This is a genomic window from Arthrobacter sp. J156 (assembly GCF_056172865.1).
In genome coordinates this window covers 2,259,000-2,284,124 of sequence record NZ_CM149650.1, presented here as the reverse complement: position 1 = coordinate 2,284,124, position 25,125 = coordinate 2,259,000, and the positions used below count along the sequence as shown (strand labels likewise).

The 25,125-nt window shown below is 71.3% G+C and carries 23 protein-coding genes; 13 read left to right on the top strand and 10 right to left on the bottom strand.

The annotated features are described in order from the left end of the window. The first annotated feature begins 154 nt into the window (after window positions 1-154). From AC0QR5_RS10425 to AC0QR5_RS10405, 5 genes are all read left to right on the top strand, one after another. Window positions 155-1,144 (top strand): siderophore ABC transporter substrate-binding protein, encoded by a 990-nt coding sequence (locus AC0QR5_RS10425; protein ID WP_430970764.1) that lies wholly within the window; start codon window positions 155-157, stop codon window positions 1,142-1,144. A 91-nt stretch (window positions 1,145-1,235) separates the two neighbouring features. Then, entirely contained in the window at window positions 1,236-2,219 is a 984-nt protein-coding gene (locus tag AC0QR5_RS10420) for an ABC transporter permease (RefSeq protein WP_329863609.1), read from the top strand. Continuing rightward, on the top strand, window positions 2,212-3,258 hold the full coding sequence (locus AC0QR5_RS10415) for an iron chelate uptake ABC transporter family permease subunit (protein WP_329863607.1): 1,047 nt from the start codon (window positions 2,212-2,214) through the stop codon (window positions 3,256-3,258). The genes AC0QR5_RS10420 and AC0QR5_RS10415 overlap by 8 nt, the downstream gene beginning before the upstream one ends. Continuing rightward, on the top strand, window positions 3,255-4,010 hold the full coding sequence (locus AC0QR5_RS10410) for an iron ABC transporter ATP-binding protein (protein WP_329863605.1): 756 nt from the start codon (window positions 3,255-3,257) through the stop codon (window positions 4,008-4,010). Before AC0QR5_RS10415 ends, AC0QR5_RS10410 begins: the two co-directional genes overlap by 4 nt. A 219-nt stretch (window positions 4,011-4,229) precedes the next feature. Beyond that, window positions 4,230-6,155: a S8 family peptidase gene (locus tag AC0QR5_RS10405; protein WP_329863604.1), complete on the top strand. Its 1,926-nt coding sequence runs from the start codon at window positions 4,230-4,232 to the stop codon at window positions 6,153-6,155. Between the two features lie 28 nt (window positions 6,156-6,183). Here the strand turns inward: AC0QR5_RS10405 and AC0QR5_RS10400 are convergent, their stop codons facing one another. Further along, window positions 6,184-6,981, bottom strand: coding sequence for an SDR family NAD(P)-dependent oxidoreductase (locus AC0QR5_RS10400; RefSeq protein WP_475372467.1), 798 nt, complete (start codon window positions 6,979-6,981; stop codon window positions 6,184-6,186). Window positions 6,982-7,128: 147 nt separating this feature from the next. Between AC0QR5_RS10400 and AC0QR5_RS10395 the strand changes: the two genes are divergently transcribed. Continuing rightward, entirely contained in the window at window positions 7,129-8,163 is a 1,035-nt protein-coding gene (locus tag AC0QR5_RS10395) for an ABC transporter substrate-binding protein (protein WP_329863600.1), read from the top strand. Here the strand turns inward: AC0QR5_RS10395 and AC0QR5_RS10390 are convergent. Continuing rightward, on the bottom strand, window positions 8,160-8,927 hold the full coding sequence (locus tag AC0QR5_RS10390; protein WP_329863598.1) for an MBL fold metallo-hydrolase: 768 nt from the start codon (window positions 8,925-8,927) through the stop codon (window positions 8,160-8,162). The genes AC0QR5_RS10395 and AC0QR5_RS10390 overlap by 4 nt on opposite strands. Window positions 8,928-8,953: 26 nt before the next feature. Here AC0QR5_RS10390 and AC0QR5_RS10385 point away from each other — a divergent pair, with 26 nt between their 5' ends. From AC0QR5_RS10385 to AC0QR5_RS10365, 5 genes are all read left to right on the top strand, one after another. After that, window positions 8,954-9,949, top strand: a complete 996-nt coding sequence (locus tag AC0QR5_RS10385; protein WP_329863596.1) for a FecCD family ABC transporter permease — start codon at window positions 8,954-8,956, stop codon at window positions 9,947-9,949. Further along, complete coding sequence (locus tag AC0QR5_RS10380) at window positions 9,946-10,989, top strand: FecCD family ABC transporter permease (protein WP_329863594.1); 1,044 nt, start codon at window positions 9,946-9,948, stop codon at window positions 10,987-10,989. Before AC0QR5_RS10385 ends, AC0QR5_RS10380 begins: the two co-directional genes overlap by 4 nt. Window positions 10,990-10,991: 2 nt before the next feature. Next, window positions 10,992-12,884, top strand: a complete 1,893-nt coding sequence (locus AC0QR5_RS10375; RefSeq protein WP_329863593.1) for an SIP domain-containing protein — start codon at window positions 10,992-10,994, stop codon at window positions 12,882-12,884. 59 nt (window positions 12,885-12,943) lie between these two features. Next, window positions 12,944-15,184, top strand: a complete 2,241-nt coding sequence (locus AC0QR5_RS10370) for a glycoside hydrolase domain-containing protein (protein ID WP_329863591.1) — start codon at window positions 12,944-12,946, stop codon at window positions 15,182-15,184. A gap of 69 nt (window positions 15,185-15,253) precedes the next feature. Next, window positions 15,254-16,549 carry a glycosyltransferase gene (locus AC0QR5_RS10365; RefSeq protein WP_329863589.1) on the top strand — a complete coding sequence of 432 codons (1,296 nt, stop codon included), beginning with the start codon at window positions 15,254-15,256 and terminating at the stop codon, window positions 16,547-16,549. 24 nt (window positions 16,550-16,573) lie between these two features. Here the strand turns inward: AC0QR5_RS10365 and AC0QR5_RS10360 are convergent, their stop codons facing one another. Together AC0QR5_RS10360 and AC0QR5_RS10355 are read right to left on the bottom strand one after the other, a co-directional pair. Further along, window positions 16,574-17,041 (bottom strand): MarR family winged helix-turn-helix transcriptional regulator, encoded by a 468-nt coding sequence (locus tag AC0QR5_RS10360; RefSeq protein ID WP_329863588.1) that lies wholly within the window; start codon window positions 17,039-17,041, stop codon window positions 16,574-16,576. A gap of 10 nt (window positions 17,042-17,051) precedes the next feature. Beyond that, window positions 17,052-17,309: a hypothetical protein gene (locus AC0QR5_RS10355; RefSeq protein WP_329863586.1), complete on the bottom strand. Its 258-nt coding sequence runs from the start codon at window positions 17,307-17,309 to the stop codon at window positions 17,052-17,054. 180 nt (window positions 17,310-17,489) lie between these two features. On the opposite strand from AC0QR5_RS10355, the gene AC0QR5_RS10350 reads away from it, so the two are divergent. Next, window positions 17,490-19,379 (top strand): ABC transporter ATP-binding protein, encoded by a 1,890-nt coding sequence (locus AC0QR5_RS10350; RefSeq protein WP_329863584.1) that lies wholly within the window; start codon window positions 17,490-17,492, stop codon window positions 19,377-19,379. 36 nt (window positions 19,380-19,415) lie between these two features. Here the strand turns inward: AC0QR5_RS10350 and AC0QR5_RS10345 are convergent, their stop codons facing one another. From AC0QR5_RS10345 to AC0QR5_RS10325, 5 genes are all read right to left on the bottom strand, one after another. Then, window positions 19,416-19,733, bottom strand: coding sequence for a hypothetical protein (locus AC0QR5_RS10345; protein WP_329863582.1), 318 nt, complete (start codon window positions 19,731-19,733; stop codon window positions 19,416-19,418). Further along, window positions 19,733-19,882 (bottom strand): hypothetical protein, encoded by a 150-nt coding sequence (locus AC0QR5_RS10340; protein ID WP_329863580.1) that lies wholly within the window; start codon window positions 19,880-19,882, stop codon window positions 19,733-19,735. The genes AC0QR5_RS10345 and AC0QR5_RS10340 overlap by 1 nt, the downstream gene beginning before the upstream one ends. Before the next feature lie 355 nt (window positions 19,883-20,237). Further along, window positions 20,238-21,026, bottom strand: a complete 789-nt coding sequence (gene istB / locus AC0QR5_RS10335) for an IS21-like element helper ATPase IstB (RefSeq protein ID WP_237428195.1) — start codon at window positions 21,024-21,026, stop codon at window positions 20,238-20,240. Next, the gene (gene istA / locus AC0QR5_RS10330; RefSeq protein WP_237428196.1) at window positions 21,023-22,552 is read right to left on the bottom strand and encodes an IS21 family transposase; all 1,530 of its coding nucleotides are present in this window, start codon (window positions 22,550-22,552) and stop codon (window positions 21,023-21,025) included. Before istA ends, istB begins: the two co-directional genes overlap by 4 nt. Before the next feature lie 74 nt (window positions 22,553-22,626). Next, the gene (locus AC0QR5_RS10325) at window positions 22,627-23,016 is read right to left on the bottom strand and encodes a hypothetical protein (protein WP_329864323.1); all 390 of its coding nucleotides are present in this window, start codon (window positions 23,014-23,016) and stop codon (window positions 22,627-22,629) included. 75 nt (window positions 23,017-23,091) lie between these two features. Between AC0QR5_RS10325 and AC0QR5_RS10320 the strand changes: the two genes are divergently transcribed. Next, complete coding sequence (locus tag AC0QR5_RS10320; protein ID WP_475372522.1) at window positions 23,092-24,330, top strand: IS256 family transposase; 1,239 nt, start codon at window positions 23,092-23,094, stop codon at window positions 24,328-24,330. A gap of 24 nt (window positions 24,331-24,354) precedes the next feature. On the opposite strand, the gene AC0QR5_RS10315 is transcribed toward AC0QR5_RS10320, so the two are convergent. After that, complete coding sequence (locus AC0QR5_RS10315) at window positions 24,355-25,029, bottom strand: hypothetical protein (RefSeq protein WP_329864080.1); 675 nt, start codon at window positions 25,027-25,029, stop codon at window positions 24,355-24,357. Window positions 25,030-25,125 lie beyond the last annotated feature (96 nt).

Sequence of the window (25,125 nt, the reverse complement as noted above, 5' to 3'; positions counted from 1 at the left end):
GGCTCCGGAGTCGCCGGGGGCGTCCGGCCGCGGCCCTCCGGGGCGTCGAGGGATGCACTTGAAGTCTCAACGGAGGCACGCTTAGGTTTGTCTTGCCTTCGCCATTTAGAAAAGCTTTCGTGCCCAAATGGCCCCGCTCGCTGATAAGGACATCATGAACGCCTCTCGTTTCCGCCTCGGCGCCGTCGCCGGCGTCCTCGCCCTCTCCCTCGCCGCTTGCGGCGGCCAGGCCCCGGCCACCGAATCCACGCAGGATGCCGGCGCCGCCGCGGCGATCGAGGTCCAGGACAACACCGGCACGCACACGCTGACCCCGCCGTTCTCCTCCGTCGTCGCGACCGACAACCGCACCTTCGAGACCCTCTCCGACTGGGGCATCGAGCTGAGCGCCGCCGCCGTCGCCCTCATGCCGGACACCATCGCCTACACGAAGGACGCCTCGATCGTCGACCTCGGCAACCACCGCGAGCCGGACCTCGAGTCCGTCGTCGCCGTCGAGCCGGACCTCATCATCAACGGCCAGCGGTTCGCCGACTACGCCAAGGACTTCGGCGAGCTCGTCCCGGACGCCACGGTGATCGACCTCGACCCGCGCGACGGCGAGCCGTTCGACGCCGAGCTCAAGCGCCAGACCACGGTCCTCGGCGAGATCTTCGGCAAGCAGGCCGAGGCCGAGCAGCTCGTGGCCGACTTCGAGGCCGCCATCGAGCGCGCCAAGGCCGCCTACCAGGCCGACGATACGGTCATGGCCGTCATCACCTCCGGCGGCGAGATCGGCTACGCCGCGCCCTCCGTCGGCCGCACCCTCGGCCCGGTCTTCGACATCCTCGGCCTGACCCCGGCCCTCGAGGTCTCCGAGTCCAGCACGGACCACCAGGGCGACGACATCTCCGTCGAGGCCATCGCCGACTCGAACCCGGGCTGGATCCTGGCCATGGACCGCGACGCCGCCGTCGGCAGCGAGGACGGGGCCTACGTGCCCGCCAATGAGGTGCTCGCGGGTTCCGAGGCCCTGAAGAACGTCGACGCGGTCAAGGACGGCAACATCGTCTACATGCCCGCCGACACCTACACGAACGAGGGCATCCAGACCTACACCGAGTTCTTCAACGCCGTCGCCGACGCGTTTGAGGCGAAGAACTAGCCACGCCCGGCCGCCGGCCGGCGGCGGAGCCCGCATCCCACGGGCCCGCCGCCGGCCGTCCGCGCACCCACCGAACCCGGACGGCCCCACCGTGACCACCAGCACCGCGCCCCGCGCCCAGGCCAAGGGGCGGCTCTTCGACGTCAAGCTGCTGCTCGGCGTCCTCGGCGTCGCCGCACTGCTCGCCCTGTCCCTCGCGACCGGCGTCTACGACGTCTTCGGCGCCGAGGACGGCAACGAGATGTTCGCCATCACGCGCATCCCCCGCACCATCGCCCTGGTCCTCGCCGGCGCGGCGATGGCGATGTGCGGCCTCGTCATGCAGCTGCTGACCCAGAACCGCTTCGTCGAGCCCACGACCACCGGCACCACCGAATGGGCGGGCCTCGGCCTGCTGACCGTCATGGTGCTCTTCCCCGGGGCGTCCATCCTGGCCCGCATGTCCGGCGCCATCGCGGCCGCCTTCGTCGGGACCATGGTGTTCTTCCTCTTCCTGCGCCGCGTCTCGCTGCGCTCCTCGCTCATCGTGCCGATCGTCGGGATCATGCTCGGCGCCGTCGTCGGCTCCGTCTCGACCTTCTTCGCCCTGCAGACCGACATGCTGCAGAGCCTCGGGATCTGGTTCGCCGGGAGCTTCACGTCGGTGCTGCGCGGGCAGTACGAGGTCCTGTGGATCGTGCTGCTCGTCGGGGTGGCCGTGTTCGTGCTCGCCGACCGGCTCACCGTCGCCGGCCTCGGCGAGGAGATCTCCACGAACGTCGGGTTGAACTACAACCGGATCATCCTCATGGGCACGGGCCTGATCGCCGTCGCGACCGGCGTCGTCACCGTCGTCGTGGGCAACCTGCCCTTCCTCGGGCTCATCGTGCCGAACATCGTCTCGATGTTCCGCGGCGACGACCTGCGCTCCAACCTGCCGTGGGTCTGCCTGCTCGGCATCGCCATCACGACCGTCTGCGACCTCGTCGGAAGGACCATCATCATGCCGTTCGAGGTCCCGGTCTCCCTGGTCCTCGGGATCGTCGGGGCCGTCGTGTTCATCGCCCTCCTGCTGAGGCAGCGCCGCCGTGGCTGAGGCGCGCACCCTGCCGGCCCCGGCCGGACCCGCACCGCAACGCGCCTCCGGGCCGTTCCCGGACCACCGCGCCCGGCGGCGCTACTGGATCGTCCTCGGCGTGCTGGCCGTCCTCGCCGTCGGCTTCGCGTTCGGCCTCCTGGCCTGGGCCAATCCGATGCCGTTCGGCAGCGACGGCTTCTGGCGGATCGCCGAGCGGCGCACGCTCGGGGTCGTGGTCATGGCGGTCGTGGCCTTCTGCCAGGCCGTCGCCACCGTCTCCTTCCAGACCGTCGCCAACAACCGCATCATCACGCCCTCGATCATGGGCTTCGAGTCGCTCTACGTCGCGGTGCAGACCACGGCCGTCTACGCGCTCGGCGCGGCGGGGCTCGTGGCCTTCCGGGGCACGGGGCAGTTCGTCCTGCAGGTCGCGCTCATGGTGGGGCTCTCGCTCCTGCTCTACGGCTGGCTGCTCTCCGGCCGCTACGGCAACCTGCAGATCATGCTCCTGATCGGCATCATCATCGGCGGCGGGCTCGGCTCCGTCTCCACCTTCATGCAGCGCCTCCTCACCCCGAGCGAGTTCGACCTGCTCACCGCCCGGCTCTTCGGCTCGATCGCCAAGGCCGACGCGGACTACCTGCCGATCGCGATCCCGCTGTGCGTCGCGGCCGGCGGGCTCCTGCTCCTCGGGGCGCGGCGCCTGAACGTCCTCGGCCTCGGCAAGGACGCGACCCTGAACCTGGGGCTCAACCACCGCTTCGAGACGATCCGCGTGCTCCTGCTCGTCTCCATCCTCATGGCCGTCTCGACGGCGCTCGTGGGGCCGATGACCTTCCTCGGCTTCCTCGTCGCGACCCTCGCCTACCAGTTCGCCGATACCTACGACCACCGCTACGTCTTCCCGATCGCGTTCCTCACCGGGTTCGTGGTGCTCTCCGGCGCCTACTTCATCATGCGGAACGTCTTCTACGCCGAAGGCGTCGTCTCGATCATCATCGAGCTCGTCGGCGGATCCGTGTTCCTCTACGTCATCCTCCGAAAGGGCCGCTTGTGATCACGCTCAGCAAGGTCAGGAAGAACTACGGCACCGACGTGGCGATCGGTCCCGTCGACCTCGAGATCCCCGCCGGCGGCGTCACGGCCCTCGTCGGGCCCAACGGGGCGGGCAAGTCCACGCTCCTGACCATGATCGGGCGGCTCCTGGGGCTCGACGAGGGGACCATCACCATCGCCGGGTACGACGTCGTCTCCACGACTTCGAAGGACCTCGCCCGGATCGTCTCGATCCTGCGCCAGGAGAACCACTTCATCACGCGCCTGACCGTGCGCCAGCTCGTGGGCTTCGGCCGCTTCCCCTACTCGAAGGGCCGGCTGACCCGCGAGGACGAGGCCGTCGTGAGCCGGGCGATCGACTTCCTGGACCTCACCGGGCTGGAGGGCCGCTACCTCGACGAGCTCTCCGGCGGGCAGCGGCAGCGCGCCTACGTGGCCATGGTGCTGGCCCAGGACACCGACTACGTCCTCCTGGACGAGCCGCTGAACAACCTCGACATGCGCCACTCGGTGCAGATGATGCGGCACTTGCGCCAGGCGGCGCTCGAGCTCGGCAAGACCGTGGTGATCGTCATCCACGACATCAACTTCGCCGGCCACTACGCGGACCACATCTGCGCGGTCAAGGACGGCCGGGTCGTCGAGTTCGGGCCCCCGGAGAAGATCATGGTCGACGACGTGCTGACCCGCGTCTTCGACACCCCGGTGCACGTCATCGACGGGCCGAACGGGGCGCTGGCCGTCTACTACTAGCCGGCAGAACGCCGCCTGCGCACCTCCTGAAGCGAGGGCTTCGGTTGCCTTGACGAACTATGTGGAACATCGACCGAAGCGTTCAAAATTTCTCAAATACTTCCTTGAGAAGTCTTTCAATTCCTGTCAATCGATGGCTACGATCCGTAGTACGCGCCCGCCGGCGCCTGATCACCGTCCGGTCGGCCGTCATCCATCGACACCTTCAAGGAGTGCACCATGGCATCGAATGCCACTCGCTTCACCCGTGCCCTGGCCCTGTCGGCGGCAGCCGTCGTCGGCGCCGCGGGCCTGACGTCGGGCGCCCTCGCCCCCGCGGCCGCCGCACCCGCCCCGACCCTCCCCGTCGCCGCGGCGCCGGCCGGCGTCGCCCTCGGTGCCGTCGAGCCCGGGGAGAGCTACGAGCAGTTCATCGTCAACTACAAGGACGCGCCGTCCTCCGCGGCCAGGGAAGGCCGCGCCAAGGCCTGGGGCAAGGCCGCCCGCGGGGCCGGCACCTCGGTCAAGGAGTTGCGGGCCCTGTCCACGGGCGGGTTCGTCATCAAGGCGGACAAGCCCCTCGACGCCGCCGCGTCGAAGGAGTTCATGCAGGAGCTCGCCGCGAGCGGGCTCGTCGAATCGGTCGAGCCGGACGCCCGGATGACCATCTCCTGGACGCCGAACGACGCGCGCTACGGCGAGCAGTGGGGCTACCACGGGGCGAACGGGCTGCGGATGCCGGCGGCCTGGGACGTCTCCCGCGGCGCCGGCAGCGTCGTGGCGGTGCTCGACACGGGCATCACCTCCCATGCCGACCTGAACGCCAACGTCCTGCCCGGCTACGACTTCGTCTCCGATCCCGCCGCGGCCCGCGACGGCAACGGGCGCGACAACAATCCCCTCGACGAGGGCGACTGGTACAACGCCGGCGAGTGCGGATCCTCGCAGGGCGGCTCCTCCTCGTGGCACGGCACCCACGTCGCCGGCACCGTCGCCGCCGTGAGCAACAACTCCACGGGCGTCGCCGGCACGGCCCCCGACGCGAAGATCGTCCCCGTCCGCGTCCTGGCCAAGTGCGGCGGCATGCTCTCCGACATCGCCGACGCCATCACGTGGGCCTCCGGCGGCGCGGTCTCCGGCGTCCCCGCCAACCCCAACCCGGCCCACGTGATCAACATGTCCCTGGGCGGCGGCGGGGCCTGCGGCACGACCTACCAGAACGCGATCAACGGCGCCGTCTCGCGCGGCACCACCGTGGTCGTCGCGGCCGGCAACGAGGCGCAGAACGCGGCCAACGTCCGTCCGGCCAACTGCAACAACGTGGTCACCGTGGCCTCCTCCAACCCCTCCGGCGGCCCGTCCTACTTCACCAACTTCGGGTCGGCGATCGACGTCACCGCGCCCGGCGGGGACACCCGCGTGGCCGGAGGCGGCATCCTCTCCACCGTGAACACGGGCTCCACCGTGCCGGCCGGCCAGGGCTACGCCTTCTACCAGGGCACCTCGATGGCCACCCCGCACGTCGCCGGCATCGTGGCGATGATGAAGGCCAAGAGCCCCTCGCTCACCCCGGCCGCCGTCGAGACGGCCCTCAAGAACGGGACGCGCGCCATGCCGGGCGGCTGCACGATCGGCTGCGGCGCCGGCCTGGTCGACGCCGCCAAGGTCATGAACGCCCTGGGCGGCGGGAGCAACCCCACTCCGGGCACCGGCCAGCTCCTGCAGAACCCGGGCTTCGAGTCCGGCTCCACCGGCTGGACCTCGAGTCACGCCGACACCTTCGAGTCCGGCTCGGCCGCCCGCACCGGCACGCGCTTCGCGGGCCTCAACGGCTGGGGCAACGCCAACACCTACACCCTGGACCAGCAGGTCGCCGTCCCGTCCGGCACGGGCACCGCGCAGCTCGGCTTCCACCTGCACGTGCTCTCGAATGAGACGACGGCGTCGATGAAGTACGACACCCTCTCGGTGCAGGTCGTCTCTGGATCCACGACGACGACCGTCGCGGCCTTCTCCAACCTGGACAAGTCCAGCGGCTACTCGCTCAAGACCGTGAACCTGAACGCCTACAAGGGCCAGACGGTCACGATCCGCTTCCGCGGCGTCGAGGACGGCTCGCTCGCCACGCTGTTCCGCATCGACGACACCTCGCTGACGGTCGGCTAGGGACTAGGGACCTGTCTCGCGTGGGCCGTCAACCGCGGCCCACGCGGGCCAGCAGCGCGTCGGGCAGGAGCCGGGCCAGGACCGCTCCCGCCTTGTAGCGCAGGGTCGGGATGGAGACGGCGCGGCCGGCCGCCGCGTCGGCGAGCCCCGCCTGGACGACCTCGTCCGGCTGCAGCCACGCGAAGCGGGGGACGCGAAGGTGCTCGAGCCTCATCCGCTCGTGGAACTCGGTGCGCACGTACCCCGGGCACACCGCGGTGACCGTGATGCCGCGGGGGCGGTAGTACTCGTTGGCCCAGCGGCTGAAGGACACCATGAGCGCCTTGGCGGCCGAGTAGGTGCCGTGCGGGGTGAACGCCGCCATCGACGCGACGTTGATGATCCGCCCGCCGCCCGCGGCGCCCATCGCGCGCAGCGCGGCGTGGGCCAGGACGAGCGGGGCCTGCGTGTGGATGCGCAGCAGGTCCAGCTCGTCGGAGAGCTCGTTGTCCGCGAAATTGCCGCGCAGTCCGTGACCCGCATTGTTGACCAGGAGCGCGACGGGGGAGTCCACCGAGGCGAGGCGCCGGGCGACCGCCTCCACGCCGTCGTCCGTCAGCAGATCCGCCGTGATCGTCTCGACCGGGACGGCGAAGCGGCTCCGCAGCGATGCGGCGGAGGACTCGAGGCGCGCGGCGTCGCGGGCGACGAGGACCAGGGCGTGGCCCTGGGAGGCCAGCTGCCGGGCGAACTCCGCGCCGATCCCCGCCGTGGCGCCCGTGACGAGCGCAGTGGCCTGCGGAACGTGGGTGAAGTGTGCTTCGGGATGCCGCTCGCGGATCGTCATGATGCCGACTGTAACGCGCCGCCGGGTGTTGCGCGCGCCACAATACGGTAGGAGACCTTTGCGTCATGAGGTTCTGCAAGGCTAACCTTACCAAGCGGGTCATTCCCTGTTCGCGTTCCGACCCACCCCAACACCCAAAGGACTCCCATGAAGATCACCCGCCGCGCGTCCCTGATCGCCGCCGCAGCCGCCGTCGTCCTCGGCGCCTCCGCCTGCGGTTCCACGGACGCCGATCCCGGCACGACCGCGCCCGCGGCCGACGCCTTCCCCGTGACGATCGAGCACCTCTACGGCGAGACCGTCATCGAGGCCCAGCCGGAGCGCGTCGCCACGGTCTCGTGGGTCAATGCGGACATCGCGCTGGCCCTCGGCGTCGTTCCCGCCGGCATGGACCTGGACATCTGGGGACAGAACGAGAACGGCTCGACCGACTGGAAGGACGCCAGGCTCGAGGAGCTCGGCGCCCCGATCGGCTCGGAGAACGCCCCGGTCCAGTACGACCCGACCGACGGCATCAACTTCGAGGAGATCGCCAAGGTCGCCCCGGACGTCATCCTGGCCCCCTACTCCGGCCTGACGCAGGAGGAGTACGACAAGCTCTCGAGGATCGCCCCCGTCGTGGGCCCGCTCGCCGAGAACTACACGGCCCAGTGGCAGGACTCCACGCAGGCCATCGGCGAGGCCCTCGGCAAGTCGGCCGAGGCCGGGCAGGTCATCGCGGACGTCGAGTCCAAGATCGCCGCGGCCGCCGACGCGAACCCCGTCTTCCAGGACACGACCTTCATCGCGGGAGACCTCACGGTCACCGAGGGCAGCCTGAGCGTCTACGCCGGCGGCGACAACCGCCCCCGCTTCCTCACCGCGCTCGGCATGACGCAGGCGCCGGTCGTCGAGGAGAACACGCCGTCGGGGCAGTTCTACTTCCCGTGGGCCGCCGAGCGGGCCAACGAGCTCGAGTCGGACGTCTTCTTCACCTGGGTCCCGGCCGGGACCACGAACGAGGCCATCGCCGCCGATCCGCTCATCGGGCAGATCCCGGGCATCAAGAACGGCGGGCTGATCGCCACGAGCGATGACCAGCTCACGCTCGCGATCTCGGCGTCCAACCCGCTGAGCCTCGTGTGGGCCCTCGACGAGTTCGTCCCGCTCGCCGTCGAGGCGGCCGAGGCCGCGAAGAACTAGCGGTCTCCGAAGAGGTAGGCCAGCTGGGCCGCCACGGAATGCTCGGCCGCGCCGCGCACCGAGGGGTCGATGTCCGCGTAGACGACGTCGGCCACCTCGGCGACGCCCGGCGCGGCCGGGCCGCCCGCCGCCTGGAGGGATGCGACGGCGGCGCGCACCTGCTCGAGCCGCTCAAGCCGGTGCTCCCGGTAGGCGGCGACGACGGGGCCCAGGGCCGGATGCGCCGGCCCGTGGGCGGGGAGCAGGGCCGCTTCGGCGAAGCCGTCGAGCACGTCGAGGCTGGCCAGGTAGTCGGCCAGCGTCCCGTCCGGGAAGTCCAGGATCGTGGTCCCGCGGCCCAGGACGGTGTCCCCGGTCAGCATCGACCCCGGGCCGTCGTCGGCGGCGAAGAAGCACAGCGAATCGGAGGTGTGCCCCGGGGTCGCGACCACTTGGAGGGCCAGGCCGCCCGCACGCAGCACCTCGCCGTCGGCGAGCGGCCCGGCGTCCCGGCAGAACCCGTCCAGCGCGGCGCGCACGGGCGCGCCCGTCAGCGCGTGGAAGGCGTCGATCCCCGCCGTGTGGTCGGGATGCCGGTGGGTGATCAGCACGAGCTCGACGCGGCCGGCCGCCGCGAGCGCGGCGAGGTGTCCGGCCTCGTCCGGCCCGGGGTCCACGACCACCGTGGAGCCGGAGCCCGGCGCGCGCAGGATGTAGGAATTGGTTCCGTCCAGGGTCATGGGACCCGGGTTCGGGGCGGTCAACACGGTGATCTCGGGCTGCATGGCCCCAGTCTAGGAAGGAGCACGGCATGAGGGCCAAGGCGCCCCTGCTCGGCGCCGTCCTGCTCACCGTGCTCGTCGCCGCCGTTTTCCTCTCGATCGCGGTGGGGGCCCGGCCCCTGAGCCTGTCCACGGTCTGGGAGGCCCTCACGGCCACGGACCCGGAGAACGGAGACCACGTCGTGGTCCAGACGCGCATTCCCCGCACCGTCGTCGGGCTCATGGTCGGCGCCGCCCTGGGCCTCGCCGGCGCCGCGATGCAGGGCGTGACCCGCAACCCCCTCGCCGACCCGGGGATCCTCGGCATCAACGCCGGCGCGGCGCTCGCGGTCGTCGCGGGCATCTCCTTCTTCGGGATCGGAAGCCTCACCGGGTACATCTGGTTCGCGTTCGCCGGCGCCGCCCTCGGCGCCGTCGTCGTCTACCTCGTCGCCAGCATCGGGAGGGAGGGTGCGACGCCGGTCAAGCTCGCCCTCGCGGGCGCCGCCCTGGCCGCGGGGCTCACGAGCCTCATGAACGCCGTGCTCCTGACGAGCCGCACCGCGCTGGACGGCTTCCGCTTCTGGCAGGTCGGCACGCTCGCCGCCCGCCCGCTCGAGGACGCCGCCCAGGTCGCCGGCTTCCTCGCCGTCGGCGCGCTGATCGCGCTCGGCTCGGCCCGCCTCTTCAACGCCCTCGCCCTCGGGGACGACGCCGCCCGCGGCCTCGGGATCCGCGTCGGCCGCGCCCGTCTCGTCTCCGGTCTCGGGATCGTCCTGCTCTGCGGCGGCGCCACGGCGCTGGCCGGGCCGATCGCGTTCGTCGGCCTCGTCGTGCCGCACGCCGTCCGCGCGCTCACGGGCGGCGACTACCGCACCGTGCTGCCGCTCTCGCTCCTCGCCGGGCCCGTCCTGCTGCTGCTCGCCGACGTCACGGGCCGCGTCCTGCTGCCGCCGTCGGAGGTCCAGGTCGGCGTCATGACGGCCGTCATCGGCGCCCCCGTCTTCATCTGGCTCATCCGCACCCGGAAGCAGGTGACCCTGTGAGCGCCCCCGCGACCCGGGCCGAGCGCGCGGTCCCGGCCCCCGGCCACGCCTCGCGCCGCCGCACCCGCACCGTCGCCGCCGCCCTCGCGGGCGCCGTCGTCGTCCTCTTCTTCTGCAAGGTCCTCCTCGGCACCTTCGTGGTGTCGCTGCCGGACTTCCTCGCCGTCCTCGGCGGCCGGACGATCCAGGGCGTGAGCTTCATCGTCATGGACGACCGGCTGCCGGCAGCCGTCGTCGGGATCCTCGCCGGCGCGGCATTCGGCGCGTCCGGTTCGACGTTCCAGACGCTCCTGCGCAACCCCCTCGCGAGCCCCGACGTGATCGGCGTCGGCTACGGTTCCGCGGCCGCCGCCGTCGTCGGCATCCTCGTCTTCTCCCTGCAGGGTCCCGCGCTGGGGGCGCTCGCGTTCTTCGGCGGCCTCGCCGTCGCGCTGGCCCTCTACGCCCTCGCGGACTCCGGCCGGCACACGGGCGGGCGGCTCATCCTCATGGGCATCGGCTTCGCCGCGATGCTCCAGGCCGTCATCAACTACCTGCTGACCCGGACCGACGTGCGCACGGCGGGCGAGGCCCTGCACTGGCTCGTCGGCTCGCTCAACACGAGCACGTGGGAGCGCGCCGGGATCCTGGCCGCGGCCCTCGCCGTGCTCTTCCCGCTCGCGGCGTTCGCCTCCGCGCGGCTGCGCATCCTCGCCCTCGGCGACGACTCCGCCGCGGCGCTGGGACTGAACGTCCGTGCCACGCGGCTCGGCATCGTCGTCGTCGGCGTGGCCCTGTGCGCCGCGGCGATCTCCGTCACCGGACCGCTCGCGTTCGTCGCGTTCCTGTCCGGCCCGATCGCCCGCATGCTCTGCGGCGGGCGGCCCAGCCTGCTCTGCTCCGCGCTCACCGGCGCCGTCCTGGTGCTCGGCGCGGAGTTCGCGGGCTCCAACGCATTCGGCGCAACCAGCCTGCCCGTGGGGGTGGTGACCGGCGCGCTCGGCGCACCGTTCCTCCTCTGGCTGCTGGTGCGCTCCAACTCCCGAGGAACCGGAGGCTGACCATGACCACCCTGCAGGCGAACGAACTGACGCTGTCCTACGACGACGCCCGCATCGTCGAGGACCTGACCCTCGAGCTGCCGGCCGGGAAGATCACGATGATCGTGGGCGCCAACGGCTGCGGCAAGTCGACCCTGCTGCGCGGGCTCTCGCGGCTGCTCAAGCCGGCCGGGGGCACCGTGCTGCTCGACGGCAAGGACATCCACACCGAGCCCGCCCGCGAGGTCGCGCGCGTGCTCGGGCTGCTGCCGCAGTCGCCGATCGCGCCCGACGGGATCACGGTCGCCGAGCTCGTGGGCCGCGGCCGCTACCCGCACCAGGGCTGGTTCCGCCGCTGGTCCGCGGACGACGACGCCGCCGTCGAACGCGCCCTCGCCGCCACGGGCACGGCCGAGCTCGCCGAGCGGCCCATCGACGAGCTTTCCGGGGGCCAGCGCCAGCGCGTCTGGATCGCGATGGCGCTCGCGCAGGAGACCGAGCTGCTCCTCCTCGACGAGCCCACGACCTTCCTCGACGTCTCCCACCAGCTCGAGGTGCTCGACGTCGTCTCCGAGCTGAACCGCAGCCGCGGCACCACCGTGGCGATCGTGCTCCACGACCTGAACCTGGCCGCCCGCTATGCCGACCACCTCGTGGCCCTGAAGAAGGGGCGGATCGTCGCCGAGGGCTCCCCGGCCGGCGTCGTCACGGAAGAGGTCGTGCGCGACGTGTTCGGCATGGAGTGCCGCGTGATCCCGGACCCGGTCGCGGGCACGCCGCTCGTGCTGCCGATCGGGCGCAACCGCGTCGTCGAGCCCGGCTCGGCGGGGGACGCGGCGCAGGCCATGGCGGAGCTCGCCGCGGAGGCCGGCGACGCCGCGGATGCCGCGGACGACGCCGGGGCCGCGCCGTCCGCGCGCCCCTCCGCCGAGGTCTGCCCGACCCTCGCCTACCGCCTCACGGTCGGCGCGGTCCAGGACCTCGGCCCGGGCTTCCGCCGCATCACCTTCACGGGGGAGGACCTGGCCCACTTCGGCGTCGGCGGGCACCCGCTGGACGTGCGGGTCAAGGCCATCATCCCGCCCGAGGGCGCCCCGGCCGGCGGGGACGACCCGTTCGCCTCACTGCGCCCGGACGGCACGATCTCGGAGGACGAGGCAGCGGGCTGGTACCGCGCGTGGCTCGCCCTGGATCCGGCGGTCCGCGGCTCCATGCGCACCTACACGATCCGCGCGCACCGCGCCGCGGGCCACCCCGGGAACCTGGGCGACGGGCCCGAGATCGACATCGACTTCGTCATGCACGTCCACGAGGAGGACGGCCGGCTCGTCGGCGGTCCGGCGTCCGTGTGGGCGGCCGGCGCGGTGGCCGGGGACCCGCTGACGCTGCTCGGCCCCAACGGCCGCCTGACGGGTCCGGACTACGGTGGCGTCGAGTTCCGTCCCGGCGCCGCCCGGCGCCTCCTGCTCGCGGGCGACGAGACCGCCGCGCCGGCGATCTGCTCCATCCTCGACGCCCTCCCGGCCGGCTTCACGGGCGACGCGCTCATCGAGGTCCCGACGGCCGCGGACGTCCTGGACGGCCCGAGCCGCTCCGGCGTCGCGGTGCGCTGGCTCCCGCGCGAGGGCCGCGCCCACGGCGAGCTGCTCGACGCCGCGGTGCGCGAGGCCGTCCGCGCGCCGGAGGCGGGCGCGGAGGGCGCCGCCGGCGCACCGGCCGAGCCGGAGGACGTCGACGTGGATGCGACGATCCTGTGGGAGACCACGCAGGGCACCTCGGCGCCGTTCTACGCGTGGATCGCCGGCGAGGCGGGCGTGATCAAGGAGCTGCGCCGCTACCTCGTCCGCGACGTCGGGATCGACCGCAAGCAGGTCGCCTTTATGGGCTATTGGCGCCGCGGCAAGGCGGAAGGCTAGTCTCCGCGGCTTTACCGGCGCGAAACAGGGGCGACACGTCCCGCGCCTAGCGTGGGGCCATGGAAGAGCACGCGCCCCGCGCGGCGGGCCCGGCGGCGGCGGTCGATCCGTTCATCGGGACCGCCCCCACGGCTCTGCCGGAGCCCGTGGGCCTGGCCGCGACGTGGTGGTTTCCCAAGCCGCAGATCGGCAACACGCACCCGGGCGCGGCCTACCCGTTCGGCATGGTCTCGGCGTGCGCGTACTCGGGCGCCTATCCCACGGGCTACGGCCGGTACGGGCTCGCGACGGAGGGCGTGCCCGAGGAGATCCGGTCCCGCCAGGAGGCGAGCGGCTTCACGCATTTCCAGCAATCGGGCACGGGCGCGATCCGCAAGTACTACAACTACTTCCGCGTCACGCCCATGCTCCAGCCGCTCGACGCGCTCGGCACCGCCTACGGCCTCGGCGACGAGCGGGCGGTCCCCGGCTACTACGCGGCCACGCTGGATTCCGGGGTCCGGGCCGAGCTCGTCGCGGGGCCCAAGTCGGTCGTGCACCGCTACGTCTTCCCGCGCCACGAGGACGCGCGGATCGTCGTCGACTTCTCCCAGGGCGGGCTCGCGATCCCGCACGGTGAGACGGTGCCGCTGCGCGCCCACCTGGAGCTCGTGGCGCCGGGCGTCGCCCAGGGCCGCATCGTCGTCGAGGGCGCCCCGCTCTCCGTGCACATCGAGTGCGACGCCCTGGGCTGGCAGCAGATGCTCTGGTACGACCGCCGCCTGATGCGCGGCGGTTCGCGGCTCGACTTCGACGCGATCCGGCCCACGACGCTCCGCGGTTTCGGGCTCCTGTGGGCGGGGGCCGCCGCGCCCGAGGCGCCCGTCGAGGTGCGGATCGGCTTCTCCCTGCGCGGCCCCGAGCAGGCGCGGGCCAACCTCGAGCGGGACGGGGGATCCGGCCCCGGCGCGTTCGCCCGGGTCTCCGGGGCGGCCCGGGCGGCGTGGGACGTGCACCTGGGCGCGGTGCGGGTGGACGCGGACGACGCCGGACGTCAGACCGTGTTCTCGACCGCCCTCTACCACTCGCTCGTCAAGCCGGCGTTCGCGCCCGACGAGAGCCCGTTCTGGCCCGGGCACGGGGCGTTCGCGTTCGACCTGTGCACGCTGTGGGACATCTACCGCACGCAGTTGCCGCTCCTGGCGCTCCTCTTCCCGGACCGCGCCGTCGAGCTCGCCAACGCCCTCGTGACGATCTGCGAGGAGGAAGGCAACTTCCCGATCGGCTACCGGATGGCCCGCGGCGCCGACCGCTTCTCCCGGCAGGGCAGCGCGCTCGCCCACACCTTCCTCGCCGAGCTCTGCGCTCGCGGGCTGCCCGGGCTGGACTGGGACCGGGCCCTCGTCCACCTGCACCACGACCTGCGCCGCGGCTACGGCGAGGACTTCCTCCTCCACGGCTCCGCCGAGCCGTTGAGCCACACGCTGGACCTGGCCGTCGGCTACTGGTGCGCGGCGCAGATCGCCCGCCGCGTCGGCGATCACCACCTGGCGGCGGAGCTCGACGAGCCGGCGACGTGGTGGCGCAACGCCTTTGATCCCGCCACGGGCCTGCTGCGCCCCTCGACCTACTACGAGGGCGGCGCGTGGAACTACTCGTTCCGGCTCCTGCCGGACATGCGTTCCCGGATTGCGCTCGCGGGCGGCGACGCGGCCTTCACCCGGCTGCTGGACCGCTTCTTCGGCTTCGGCGCCTCCGCCGTGAGCCAGCCCGGCCGGCGCCCGGGGGCGCCGGAGATGGAGGCCGGGTACGCGCTCGGGCGCTTCGAGGGACTGAACAACGAGCCGGACCTGGACGCCCCGTGGGCCTACCACTACGCCGGCCGCCCCGACCGGACGGCCGAGGTCGTGCACGCCGCCGTGATGAACCAGTTCGGCACCGGCCCCGGCGGGCTGCCCGGCAATGACGACTCCGGGGGACTGAGCTCCTGGTACGTCTGGGCGGCGCTGGGCCTGTTCCCCGTCGCCGGGCAGGGGATCGTGCTGCTGGGCCCGCCGTCGTTCCGCTCCGCGCGGCTCGAGGTCCCCGGCGGCGGGCTGTCGATCGAGACGCGGGGCTTCCGCGCCCCGGAGCCGGGCGGGCCCGTGCAGTACGTCCAGGAGGCCCGGCTCGACGGCCGGCCCCTCGAACGCAGCTGGACCACGACCACCGAGCTGGCCGCGGCGCGGAGCCTTCAACTGCGCCTCGGCGACCGCCCCGGGTCCTGGGGCGTGCGGGAGCGCCCGCCCTCCGGATCCGCATTCCCCGTCCCGCCCGGCTAGACCCCCCGCCACGGCACCACACGGCGGCGCCACGAGGCGCCGCCGGCATCGGAAGAGAAGGAGACCGCCATGGTCAGCAGCACCCTCCCCACGCGGCGCCTCGTCATCGTGGTCCGCGCCGACCCCGTGATCTGCGGCCACTCGGTCGAGGCCCGCAACCTCGCCGAGGCCGCCCTGCTGCGCGGCTTCGACGACGTGCGGATCCTCACGTGGCCGATCGGGCTGCTCGAGGCCACGGGCCTGCCGCTCAAGCCGGCGGACCGCATCCTGGAGTATTCGCACGGGATCACGGTCGAGCGGCCGGAGCCCGTCGGCGACTACAAGATCCCCGACGGGCGCCACCTCACGGCGCTCACGGGCCGGCTCGTCGAGCTGTTCACCGACGGCGTGCCGACCGTGGCCATGAGCCTGTACCTCATGCCGCACACACTCGCCGTCGCGGATGCGCTCACGACGGCGCGGGCCACGGGACTGCCCGTCAACGTCACGACGATCGCCGAGGCCGTCGGGAGCGACATCACCAACGTGGTGCGGGCCGCCGTGGCGGCCGACGACTTCGGCGCGGCCGCGCGCCTGCTGTCCGCCTACCTCTCCCAGGACCAGTGCGTGGCCGTCTCCCGGTACACGATCGAGGCGATCGTGGAGGCCGCGGCGGAGCTCGATATCCGCCACGGCACGCGCTTCGCCGCGGCCTGCCGGCAGCGCGTCGGCGTCTCCTACCCGGCCATCGACACCGCGGCGTGGACCACCCTGGACCCGGCCGAGACCGCCCGGGTCCTGGACGCGCGCGGGCTCGAACCCGGCGGCTACGTGCTGTCCCTGTCCCGGCTCATGCCGGCCAAGGGCATCGACGACCTCATCGCGGGATTCGCCGCGAGCCGCGCCGCGGCCGGGACGCGGCTCGTCGTCGTCGGATGCGGCCCGGGGGAGGAACAGCTGCGCGCCGTCGCCGCCGCCTCCCCGGCCGCGGAGCGGATCACGTTCCTGACCGACGTCGACGACGCCGAGAAGCCCCACATCATGGCGGGCAGCGCGGCCTACGTGCTGGCGACCAAGCCGCTGCCGGAGTTCGTGGAGACCTTCGGCATCACGCTCGCCGAGTCCATGCTGGCCGGTGGCGGCCCCGTGATCACGACGGACGTCGGCGGCACGCTCGAAGCCGTCGGCGACACCGCGCTCGTGGTGCCCCCGGGCGATCCGGCGGCGATCGCCCGGGCCCTTGACGCCGCGCTGACGCTCACGGGGCGGGAACGGGCGGAACGCGCGGCGCGGGCGCGCGGCTACGCCCTGCGCTTCGGGCGGATGCGGGTCTTCGACGCGCTCATGACGCGGGCAGGGCTCGCGGTGCGGGCCATGAGCGCCTAGCCGCGAGCGGCCGGCCCCCGGCGGTCAGGCGGGCGCCTGGTCGTCGGAGGCCGAGCGCAGGCCGGCCAGCAGGCGGGCGAGCTCGCGGCGGTCGGCGGCGTCGAGCCGGGAGAAGTACTCGTCGCTGCTCGTGCGCCGCGACTCCCTCACGGCCGCGTGGAGGCGCGCGCCCTTCTGCGTCACGTCGACGAGGACGGCCCGGCGGTCCACGGGGTCGGGGCGGCGCCGGACCAGGTCCTGGGCCTCGAGGAGGTCCACGACCTCGGTGGCCGAGCGCGGGGCGATCCGGAGGGCGGCGGCGAGGTCCTTGAGGCGCACTCCGGGCGCGGCCCCGGCGTCGTCGGCGTGCCCGACGACCGCATGCAGGGCCCGCCACTGGTGCGGCGTGAGCCCGTAGGGGGCCAGCTGCTCGGCCCAGAGCCGGCGCAGGCCGCGGAAGGCGGTGTGGAACAGCTCGCCCAGGTCTGGGGAGTCGGACGGCGAGGCGGACATGCGCCCCAGTCTATCGGCGCCGCGTCAGCCGGCTCAGGAAGCCGCGGGCGCCGGGGAGGTGGCCTTCGCGCTCGAGCGGATCGGCGGCGTCGTCCGGCAAACGTCCGTCCTGGCCGGCGAGCAGCCGGCCCGCTCCCGGGCCGGGGATCTGCGCTCCGGCGAGGTGCGGCTGACCGGGACTGTCCGCCGCGGCGTGCGCCGTGAAGGGGCCGTGGCGCTGCATGGGGCCGATCGGGTTCTCGGAGGGGTGTTCGATTGCGCGGGCCATGGCGACCACCTGGCTTTCCTGCCGTGGGCGGGGGTTTCCCGTCACCTCCATTCTAGGTTCCGGGTGCCGGGAGGGACCCCGCGCGGAGGTTGAACATTTGACCTGCAACCACATTGTGAGGTAACCTCGGTATTACCCGGTGCGGAACCCGCACCCGTCACCCACTGGAGGTGGTGTCCCATGACAGCGACCCTTCATTCCGCTGCCACCCCGTCCCGCTCCCGCCGATCCGGCGGTCGCAGCCAGGACGGTCCCGAACTTCCCGGCGCGTCCGGCGGCCGCGGCCCCGCACGCGTCGACCCCGCCGACCGCAGCCAGCTCACGAGCCACCCGGTCAGCCTGCGCCGCATCGCGGCGCTCTTCTCCCCCCACCGCGGCACCCTCGCCGTCGTCGTCCTGCTCATCAGCGCGTCCTCGGTGATCGGCCTCGCCCAGCCCTTCCTGGTCCGGGCCATCATCGACGACGCGCTGCCGCACCAGGACACCGCGCTCCTGGCCTGGCTCGCCGGCGGGCTCGTGGCCGTCGCCGCCGCGACCGCCGTGATCGGCGTCGTCCAGACCTGGATGGCCACGCGCATGGGCCAGCGCGTCATGCACGCCCTGCGCACCGCGCTCTTCACCCACGTCCAGCGCCAATCGCTCGGCTTCTTCACCCGGACCCGCGGGGGCGAGGTCCAATCCCGGCTCACCCACGACATCTCGGGCATGCAGTCCGTCGTGACGAGCACCGCGACGTCGGTGGCCTCGAACCTGACCACCGCCGTCGCGACCGCCGTCGCGATGATCGCCCTCTCCCCGCAGCTGAGCCTGCTGTCCCTCCTGGTCCTGCCCCCGGCCATCTACCTGAGCCGCCGCGTGGCCCTGCTGCGCCGCGACATCACCGCGGAGCGCCAGCGCGAGCTGGCCGGCCTGCACACCTTCGTCGAGGAGGGGCTCTCCGTCTCCGGCGTCCGCCTGGCCAAGACGCTCGGCACCACGGGCCGGGACGCCGCGCGCTTCGCGGAGTCCTCCGAGCGGCTCATCGGCCTGGAGCTGCGCTCGCAGCTGGCCGGCCGCTGGCGCATGGCCACCATGGGGATCGTCTTCGCGGCGATCCCCGCGGTCATCTACCTCGCGGCGGGATTCCCGGCCGTTTCCGGCGGCATGACGATCGGCACGCTCGTGGCGTTCACGGCCCTGCAGGGCGCGATCTTCCGTCCCATCATGGGACTGCTCAACGTCGGCGTGCAGTGGGTCACCGCGATGGCGCTCTTCAGCCGCATCTTCGAGTACCTCGACCTGGTCCCGGACGTCGCCCCTCCCGTGCGCCCCGTGCGGCTGGATCCGCGCGCCGTGCGGGGCGAGGTCCGCTTCGAGGGCGTGGATTTCGCGTACGACGACGGGGCCCCGGTCCTGCGCGGCATCGACCTGGTCCTCGGGGCCGGGACCACGACGGCCGTCGTCGGGCCGACGGGATCCGGCAAGTCCACGCTCGGCGCCCTCCTGCCGCGGCTCTTCGACCCGAGCGCGGGCCGTCTGTCGATCGACGGGGTGGAGGTGCGGGAGCTGCACCCGGACGACCTCGCGGGAATCGTCGGCGTCGTCTCCCAGGAGTCCTACCTGCAGCACGCCTCGATCCGCGAGAACCTGTTGCTCGCCGCGCCCGGCGCCACGGAGGCGCAGCTGTGGAACGCCCTCGCGGCGGCGCGCATCGCCTCCCTCGTGGCTTCGCTGCCCGAAGGGCTGGACACCGTGGTCGGCGCCCGCGGCCACCGCTTCTCCGGCGGCGAGCAGCAGCGCCTGGCCATCGCCCGCACCCTGCTGCGCAACCCGAAGGTCCTCGTCCTCGACGAGGCCACCTCGGCCCTGGACAACTCGACCGAGGCGGAGGTGCAGGCGGCGCTGGACCGGCTCGCAGAGGGCCGCACGACCCTGACGATCGCCCACCGGCTCTCCACCATCGAGGACGCGGACCAGCTCGTGGTCCTCGAGGACGGGCGGATCGCCGAGCGCGGCACGCCGCAGGAGCTCCTCGCGGCGGGCGGACGCTACGCCCGGCTGGCGGGGCGGCGCGAGCCCGTCTCCGCGTAGGAGGCCCTCGTGCGGAGGTGACGGTGGAACCCGGCTCTAGTCCCATTTGATTTCTGCGAACAGCTTCCTGCCCCGCCGGCCGGGTGGCGGCGTCATGACGTACTCGAAGAAGCCGCCTTCGTCGTATTCGGAGTCGACATCCTCCATGACGATTCGGAACTTGCCCGGTCTGCGCCCCTTCTTTCGGATCAGGATGTCTCGCGCCTCCACGGCCTTCTCGCGTGTGGAGAAGACTCCGTAGAGCGCTTCCGGGTGGCCGTTCAACCGGTTGTGTTCCTTCTGCACGAGCTTGAGACACCACACACGCTCAGACCGCTGACCGGTCTCAGTGGATTCGAAAGTCTTCCCGGGCATCAGCTCATCCTGATCGGTGGGTCGATGATCGAGTCCAGTGTGACCTGTACGATCTCGAAGTCGTCCGGATAGTCTCGAAAGCCGGGCTCAGTTCGGCGGTTGGCCACGGCACGCTCGGCGAGCTCCCGGCTGGTGAAGTAGCCCAGCATGTGCGTGTTCCTCGCATCGCTCCCGTACGTGTACCTGCTCAAGTATCTGTGCACGGCAATCCACATCTGCAAGGTGCCACCTACTTTCCGGTCCGTGAGAGATGCTTCTTGATTTGCTGAATGTAGGACTTCGTAGCCGCCGATGTCGCGTGCTTGGGTCCATACTGCTTGACGATACGTGAGGCCGCTTGGCTAGGTGTCTCTCCCGGAAGTCGCCTCTTGTGTCAATGGCCATTACGTTCTGCCCATGGGCGGCCAGTTGATGTGCCCGCTGGTGGCCAGTAAAACTGCCCGGTTATGGCCAACAGATCTGCCCACTGATTCGTTTCGGCGGGGTCGGCCATCGTTGGGTTGGTCAGTTCAAGCGGGTCACTCCTTTTCCGGCGAGGGCCTGGGTAAGACGGACGGAATCGCCGCTGGTCTGGCAGACGTGGGCGTGGTGCAGCAGTCGGTCAACGGTGGCGGTGGCGAGGGTTTTGGGCATGAGCTCATCGAACCCGGCGGGGTGGAGGTTGGAGCTGATCGCGACGGAGCGTTTTTCGTAGGCTGCGTCCACGACCCGGTAGAGGCCTTCGGCGGCGTCCGTGGCCACGGGCAACAGACCAATATCATCGATGACCACGAGCTCGGCGCGCAGGATCCGGGCAACGGCCCGGGTGACGCTGTCATCGGTTCGGTGGGCGCGGATGAGGACGCCGAGGTCCTCGAGCCTGAACCAAGCGACCCGCATTCCGGCTTCGACGGCCTGCTGGCCGAGGGCTTCGAGGAAGAACGTCTTCCCCGTCCCCGAGGGCCCGCAGACGACCAAGTTTTCCCTGCGGGTGATCCATTCCAGGGTCCGCAGTGCCTGCTGGGTCGGGCCCGGGATGGAGGACGCTGCAGGGTCCCACGCCTCGAAGGTCTTCCCGGTCGGGAACCCGGCTGCTTTGCGGCGGGAAGCGAGCATGGACCGGGCCCGGCCGGCGGCTTCCTCCGTGAAGAGGGCCTTGATGACCTCGGCCGGTTCCCACCGCTGGGCGCGGGCGGTCGCGATCAGGTCCGGGGCCAGCGCCCGGGCGTGGGGCATTTTCAGGGACCGCATCAGGGCCTCCAGGTCCGCCGGTAGCGGCGGAGCCACGGTATTGGTCGTGGTGACGGGGCTCATCGGGCCTCCTCCGGCGTGGTGATGGTTGCGGGGTTGCCGATCGCGGCCCACGCCCCTGTTCCTTGGGTGAGGGAGGTGGCTTCGTTGGCGGCGTGGGTGGTAGTGCGGCGGATGTTGGCGTTCAAGATCGAGGCGAGGTCCGGGTGCGCGAACCGGCCGTGCAGGGCGGCGTCGCCCAGGGCCCGGTCGACCTGATCAGTGCCGGCGATTTTGGCCAGCGTAACGGCTTCGGCCATTTTCACGTTCATCCTTGCGGTCCCGGCCGCGGCGGCCTCGACGAGCCAGGTTCTGGCGCCTTCGCCGATGGCCAGGAACGCGGCCTCGTCCGCGCTGCGGGCCCTCACCTCGTAGTCGCCGGGGAGCTTCGCCCGGGTTCCGGGGAAGTGTTCGTCGTTGATGGCGGGGCTGCCGGGCCGTGCCCGTTCGTGGCGGGCGACTTCGACGGGCCCGGTCGTGCCGTGGTGGACGATGATGACCTGCTCGCCGGGCCCGGTGCCGTGGGTGCGGACGAACACCCGGGCTCCGAGCAGGTGGGCCGGGACGGAGTACTGGGCGTTTTCGAAGGTGACCATTGGGGTGTTCTCCGGAACGCCGCGGGCCAGGCCGAACGCGACCGTGTGGGCGGTGTCCGGGATCCGGTGCAGCCGCGGGGCTTCCTCGGCGAGCATGGCCGCGGGTTTCCGCCGCGTCGTCCGGTGCTCACGGTGATTGACCTCGTCCATGAACGCCGTGCAGGCGGCCTCGAGCTCGGCGAAGGTGCGGTAGTCATCGCGGAGGTTGGTGTCTTTGGGCACGAGGTCGGCCTTGGCGAGTTTCACGGACGCTTCGACTCCGCCTTTGGTGGCCGGGTCCGCCGGTTGGCAGGTCAGCACGGTCACCCCGTAGTGCCGGGCGAAGTCCAGGGTCTGCTGGTTGCGCACCGGGACCCCGGCGACGTGGGCGGTGGTGACGGTCTTCTCGTTGTCCGTGAGGACATAGGTCGGCGCCCCTCCGAGGATCCGGAAGCACCGGTCCAGGGCCGCGAACACGCTCGGCGCGGTCCTGTCCCTGAGCGGGATCACGATGCGGAAGCGTGAGAACGCCAGCCAGGCCACGAAAAGGATGGTCTTCACCCCGCCGATCCGGGGCCCGTCGCCGAAGTCGTACTGCAACCACATCCCCGGTTCTGTGATCCACGGCCGGTGGACGCGGGTGTGGCCCAGCCGCCACGCGGCTTTGACCTGCGCGATCGCCCGGCGGGTAGACCGTTCCGAACCGGTGTAGCCCAGAGCGAGGAGCTTTTCGTGGGCCTTGTCGGCCCGGATCCGGCCCTTGGAGGCTTCGATCCATTCCTCGATCTTGGGCAGGAACGCGTCGGTGACCCGGCCGCGGGCCGCGGGTTCCCCGATCGGCCGGCCCGCGTCACGGGCGGTGACGTGTTTAGCAACGGTGTGGTGCGAGCAGCCCGTGAGCTCCGCGGTGGCGCGCAACGATCCGGTCAGATCGTAGGCAGCAAGAATTTCCATGATTTCTCCGTCAGACTTCATACAGGGCCTCTTCCTGGTTCGCTTTTGGTGCGCTTAGACACCGTCATCAAACCGCAGGGAGAGGCCCCCACCGCTTAAAGACGCGGCAGGAACAAGTAAGGAAGTGGGCAGATCTCATGGCCACCGGCGGGCAGTTCTGCTGGCCGCCAGCGGGCACTTTCGTGGCCGCCTATGGGCAGTTTTTCATGGCCGCTAACACTCTTGCCAACAGCCCAGCTCGGGACGTTATTTGCCGTCTCTTTACCGGACGGTTTGGTTGTCTTTTTGGCCTTGGCCAGCCAGATGTACGCGCTGGCAGTTACGGCGGTGATCTTCGCGAAGCGATTCATCACCCCTCGTTGACCAGGCCACCAACCTGTTCTTTGGTGGTAGTTGAGAATCCAAGAAGTGATGCCCGCTGCGGCTACCAATCCTCCGATAACCCATCCGATCCCTGGGATGAATACTGCTGCAGCGGCTGCCAAGCCGGGAGTGTCAGACGAACGGTGTATCTGGTCCTGGCCTGACCGAAAGGAAAGGCGATGACCGATGTCATCGAGATGATTGATCCTGTGACGGGAGAGATCATCGATCAGCAGCAGATCGCGGAGCAGCTGCTCGCGGAAGCGAAGGAGAAGGGCGTCAGCCTGGTCGGCCCGGACGGGCTGCTCGCCGGGCTAACGAAGCGGGTGCTGGAGACTGCGCTCGAGGTCGAGATGACCGAGCACCTCGGTTATGACAAGCACCAGCCCAGCACCGGCGAGAATGCCCGTAACGGGACGCGGGCGAAGACCGTGATGACCGAGGTCGGTGCAGTGCAGATCGACGTTCCCCGGGATCGTGAGGGGTCGTTCCAGCCGAGGATCGTGCGCAAGCGGCAGCGTCGGCTGGACGGGATCGACGAGATCGTGCTGTCATTGACCGCGCGCGGGCTCACGACCGGTGAGGTCGCGGCGCACTTCGACGATGTCTACGGAGCCAGCGTCTCGAAGGACACGATCTCGAAGATCACCGACAAGGTGATCGAGGAGATGACCGAGTGGCAGAACCGTCCGTTGGACCGCGTCTACCCGGTGGTGTTCATCGACGCGATCGTCGTGAAGGTGCGGGACGGGCAGGTGCGCAACAAACCGTTCTACGTCGCCGTCGGCGTCACCACGGGCGGGGAACGCGACATCCTCGGGATCTGGGCCGGCGACGGTGGTGAGGGCGCGAAGTTCTGGCTCGGCGTGCTCACCGAGATCAAGAACCGCGGCGTCGAGGGCGTCTGCATCGTCGTCTGCGACGGGCTGAAAGGCCTCCCGGACGCGATCAACACGACGTGGGAGCTGACGGCGGTGCAGACATGCATCATCCACCTGATCCGCAACACGTTCAAATACGCGTCGCGGAAGTACTGGGACCAGATCGCCCGCGACCTCAAGCCGGTCTATACCGCCGTCAACGAAGCTGTCGCGAGGGCCAGGTTCGAGGAGTTCGCCGAGAAGTGGTGCACCATGTATCCCGCGATCCGGCAGCTCTGGGAGAACGCATGGGCGGAATTCATCCCGTTTCTGGACTACGACGTCGAGATCCGCCGCATCATCTGCTCCACGAACGCGATCGAGTCGCTCAACGCCCGCTACCGGCGCGCCGTCCGTGCCCGCGGGCACTTCCCCAACGACGCTGCCGCGCTGAAATGCCTGTATCTCGTGACCCGGTCGCTTGACCCGACGGGGCAAGGTCGGGCACGGTGGGTCACGAGGTGGAAGCCCGCGCTCAACGCCTTCGCTATCACCTTCGAAGGCCGAATCAACTGACAATGCGCCAGGCCAGATCCACCGTTAATCTGACAGACCCGTCCCCGGAACAGCGGCCTCGACCCCCGCCGGCGCCTCCACACCCGTGGCGGCACCCGGAGAGGCCTCCGTAACGGTGGCCGGATCATCCGACGACTCCGCGGCCGGAGCACCGTCCACGGCGCCCTCCGGCCCGGCCCCGTCCGGCGCGGCCTCGTCCGCTACGGCGTCGGCCGGGGCCTCGACCGGGACCTCCACGCCCTCGTCGAAGACCGCCTGCCCGTCCTCGAACACCGGCTCCGGCAGCGGCCCCTCCCAGCCCAGGGTCATCGACTGCCCGGCCCGCTCCCCGGTGCCCTCCAACTCCACCAACGCCACCGAACCGTCCACGCCCGGCTCCGCGCCCTCCGAGACCCTCAACCGCGCCCCCGCACCCGTGAACGCCGCACCCGAGGAGGTGAAGCCCGCAGTGTCAGGGATCGGGACCATCGACCCGTCCTCCGCCTCCCGGAACACCGGCGCCGAATGGGCCTCCAAAGCCCACCCGCCCTCGGGCAGGGCGAAGACCTGCGAGGTCTCCGTACGCTGGGAAACATCCTCCACCCGCTGCCCCGTCGCCCGGGCCGTCACCTGCGCCGAGACCGCATCAGGCCTCGAGGACACCTGCTCCACGGCCGCACCCTGCTCCGCGGGCGGATCCGACACGAGCGGCGCCGCCACCGCGGGAACCAAACCCGCCCCCAGCAACGACCACACGGCAAGCGAAGCCACGGCCAACGTCGAGAAACCGCGCGCGCGAACAGGGAAAGAGACCAC

Coding starts and splice junctions, on each gene's coding strand:
- AC0QR5_RS10425 (WP_430970764.1), top strand. CDS start 155: ATGAACGCCTCTCGTTTCCGCCTCGGCGCCGTCGCCGGCGTCCTCGCC.
- AC0QR5_RS10405 (WP_329863604.1), top strand. CDS start 4,230: ATGGCATCGAATGCCACTCGCTTCACCCGTGCCCTGGCCCTGTCGGCG.
- AC0QR5_RS10400 (WP_475372467.1), bottom strand. CDS start 6,981: ATGACGATCCGCGAGCGGCATCCCGAAGCACACTTCACCCACGTTCCG.
- AC0QR5_RS10395 (WP_329863600.1), top strand. CDS start 7,129: ATGAAGATCACCCGCCGCGCGTCCCTGATCGCCGCCGCAGCCGCCGTC.
- AC0QR5_RS10390 (WP_329863598.1), bottom strand. CDS start 8,927: ATGCAGCCCGAGATCACCGTGTTGACCGCCCCGAACCCGGGTCCCATG.
- AC0QR5_RS10385 (WP_329863596.1), top strand. CDS start 8,954: ATGAGGGCCAAGGCGCCCCTGCTCGGCGCCGTCCTGCTCACCGTGCTC.
- AC0QR5_RS10375 (WP_329863593.1), top strand. CDS start 10,992: ATGACCACCCTGCAGGCGAACGAACTGACGCTGTCCTACGACGACGCC.
- AC0QR5_RS10370 (WP_329863591.1), top strand. CDS start 12,944: ATGGAAGAGCACGCGCCCCGCGCGGCGGGCCCGGCGGCGGCGGTCGAT.
- AC0QR5_RS10365 (WP_329863589.1), top strand. CDS start 15,254: ATGGTCAGCAGCACCCTCCCCACGCGGCGCCTCGTCATCGTGGTCCGC.
- AC0QR5_RS10360 (WP_329863588.1), bottom strand. CDS start 17,041: ATGTCCGCCTCGCCGTCCGACTCCCCAGACCTGGGCGAGCTGTTCCAC.
- AC0QR5_RS10355 (WP_329863586.1), bottom strand. CDS start 17,309: ATGGCCCGCGCAATCGAACACCCCTCCGAGAACCCGATCGGCCCCATG.
- AC0QR5_RS10350 (WP_329863584.1), top strand. CDS start 17,490: ATGACAGCGACCCTTCATTCCGCTGCCACCCCGTCCCGCTCCCGCCGA.
- AC0QR5_RS10345 (WP_329863582.1), bottom strand. CDS start 19,733: ATGCCCGGGAAGACTTTCGAATCCACTGAGACCGGTCAGCGGTCTGAG.
- AC0QR5_RS10340 (WP_329863580.1), bottom strand. CDS start 19,882: ATGCTGGGCTACTTCACCAGCCGGGAGCTCGCCGAGCGTGCCGTGGCC.
- istB (WP_237428195.1), bottom strand. CDS start 21,026: ATGAGCCCCGTCACCACGACCAATACCGTGGCTCCGCCGCTACCGGCG.
- istA (WP_237428196.1), bottom strand. CDS start 22,552: ATGAAGTCTGACGGAGAAATCATGGAAATTCTTGCTGCCTACGATCTG.
- AC0QR5_RS10320 (WP_475372522.1), top strand. CDS start 23,092: ATGATTGATCCTGTGACGGGAGAGATCATCGATCAGCAGCAGATCGCG.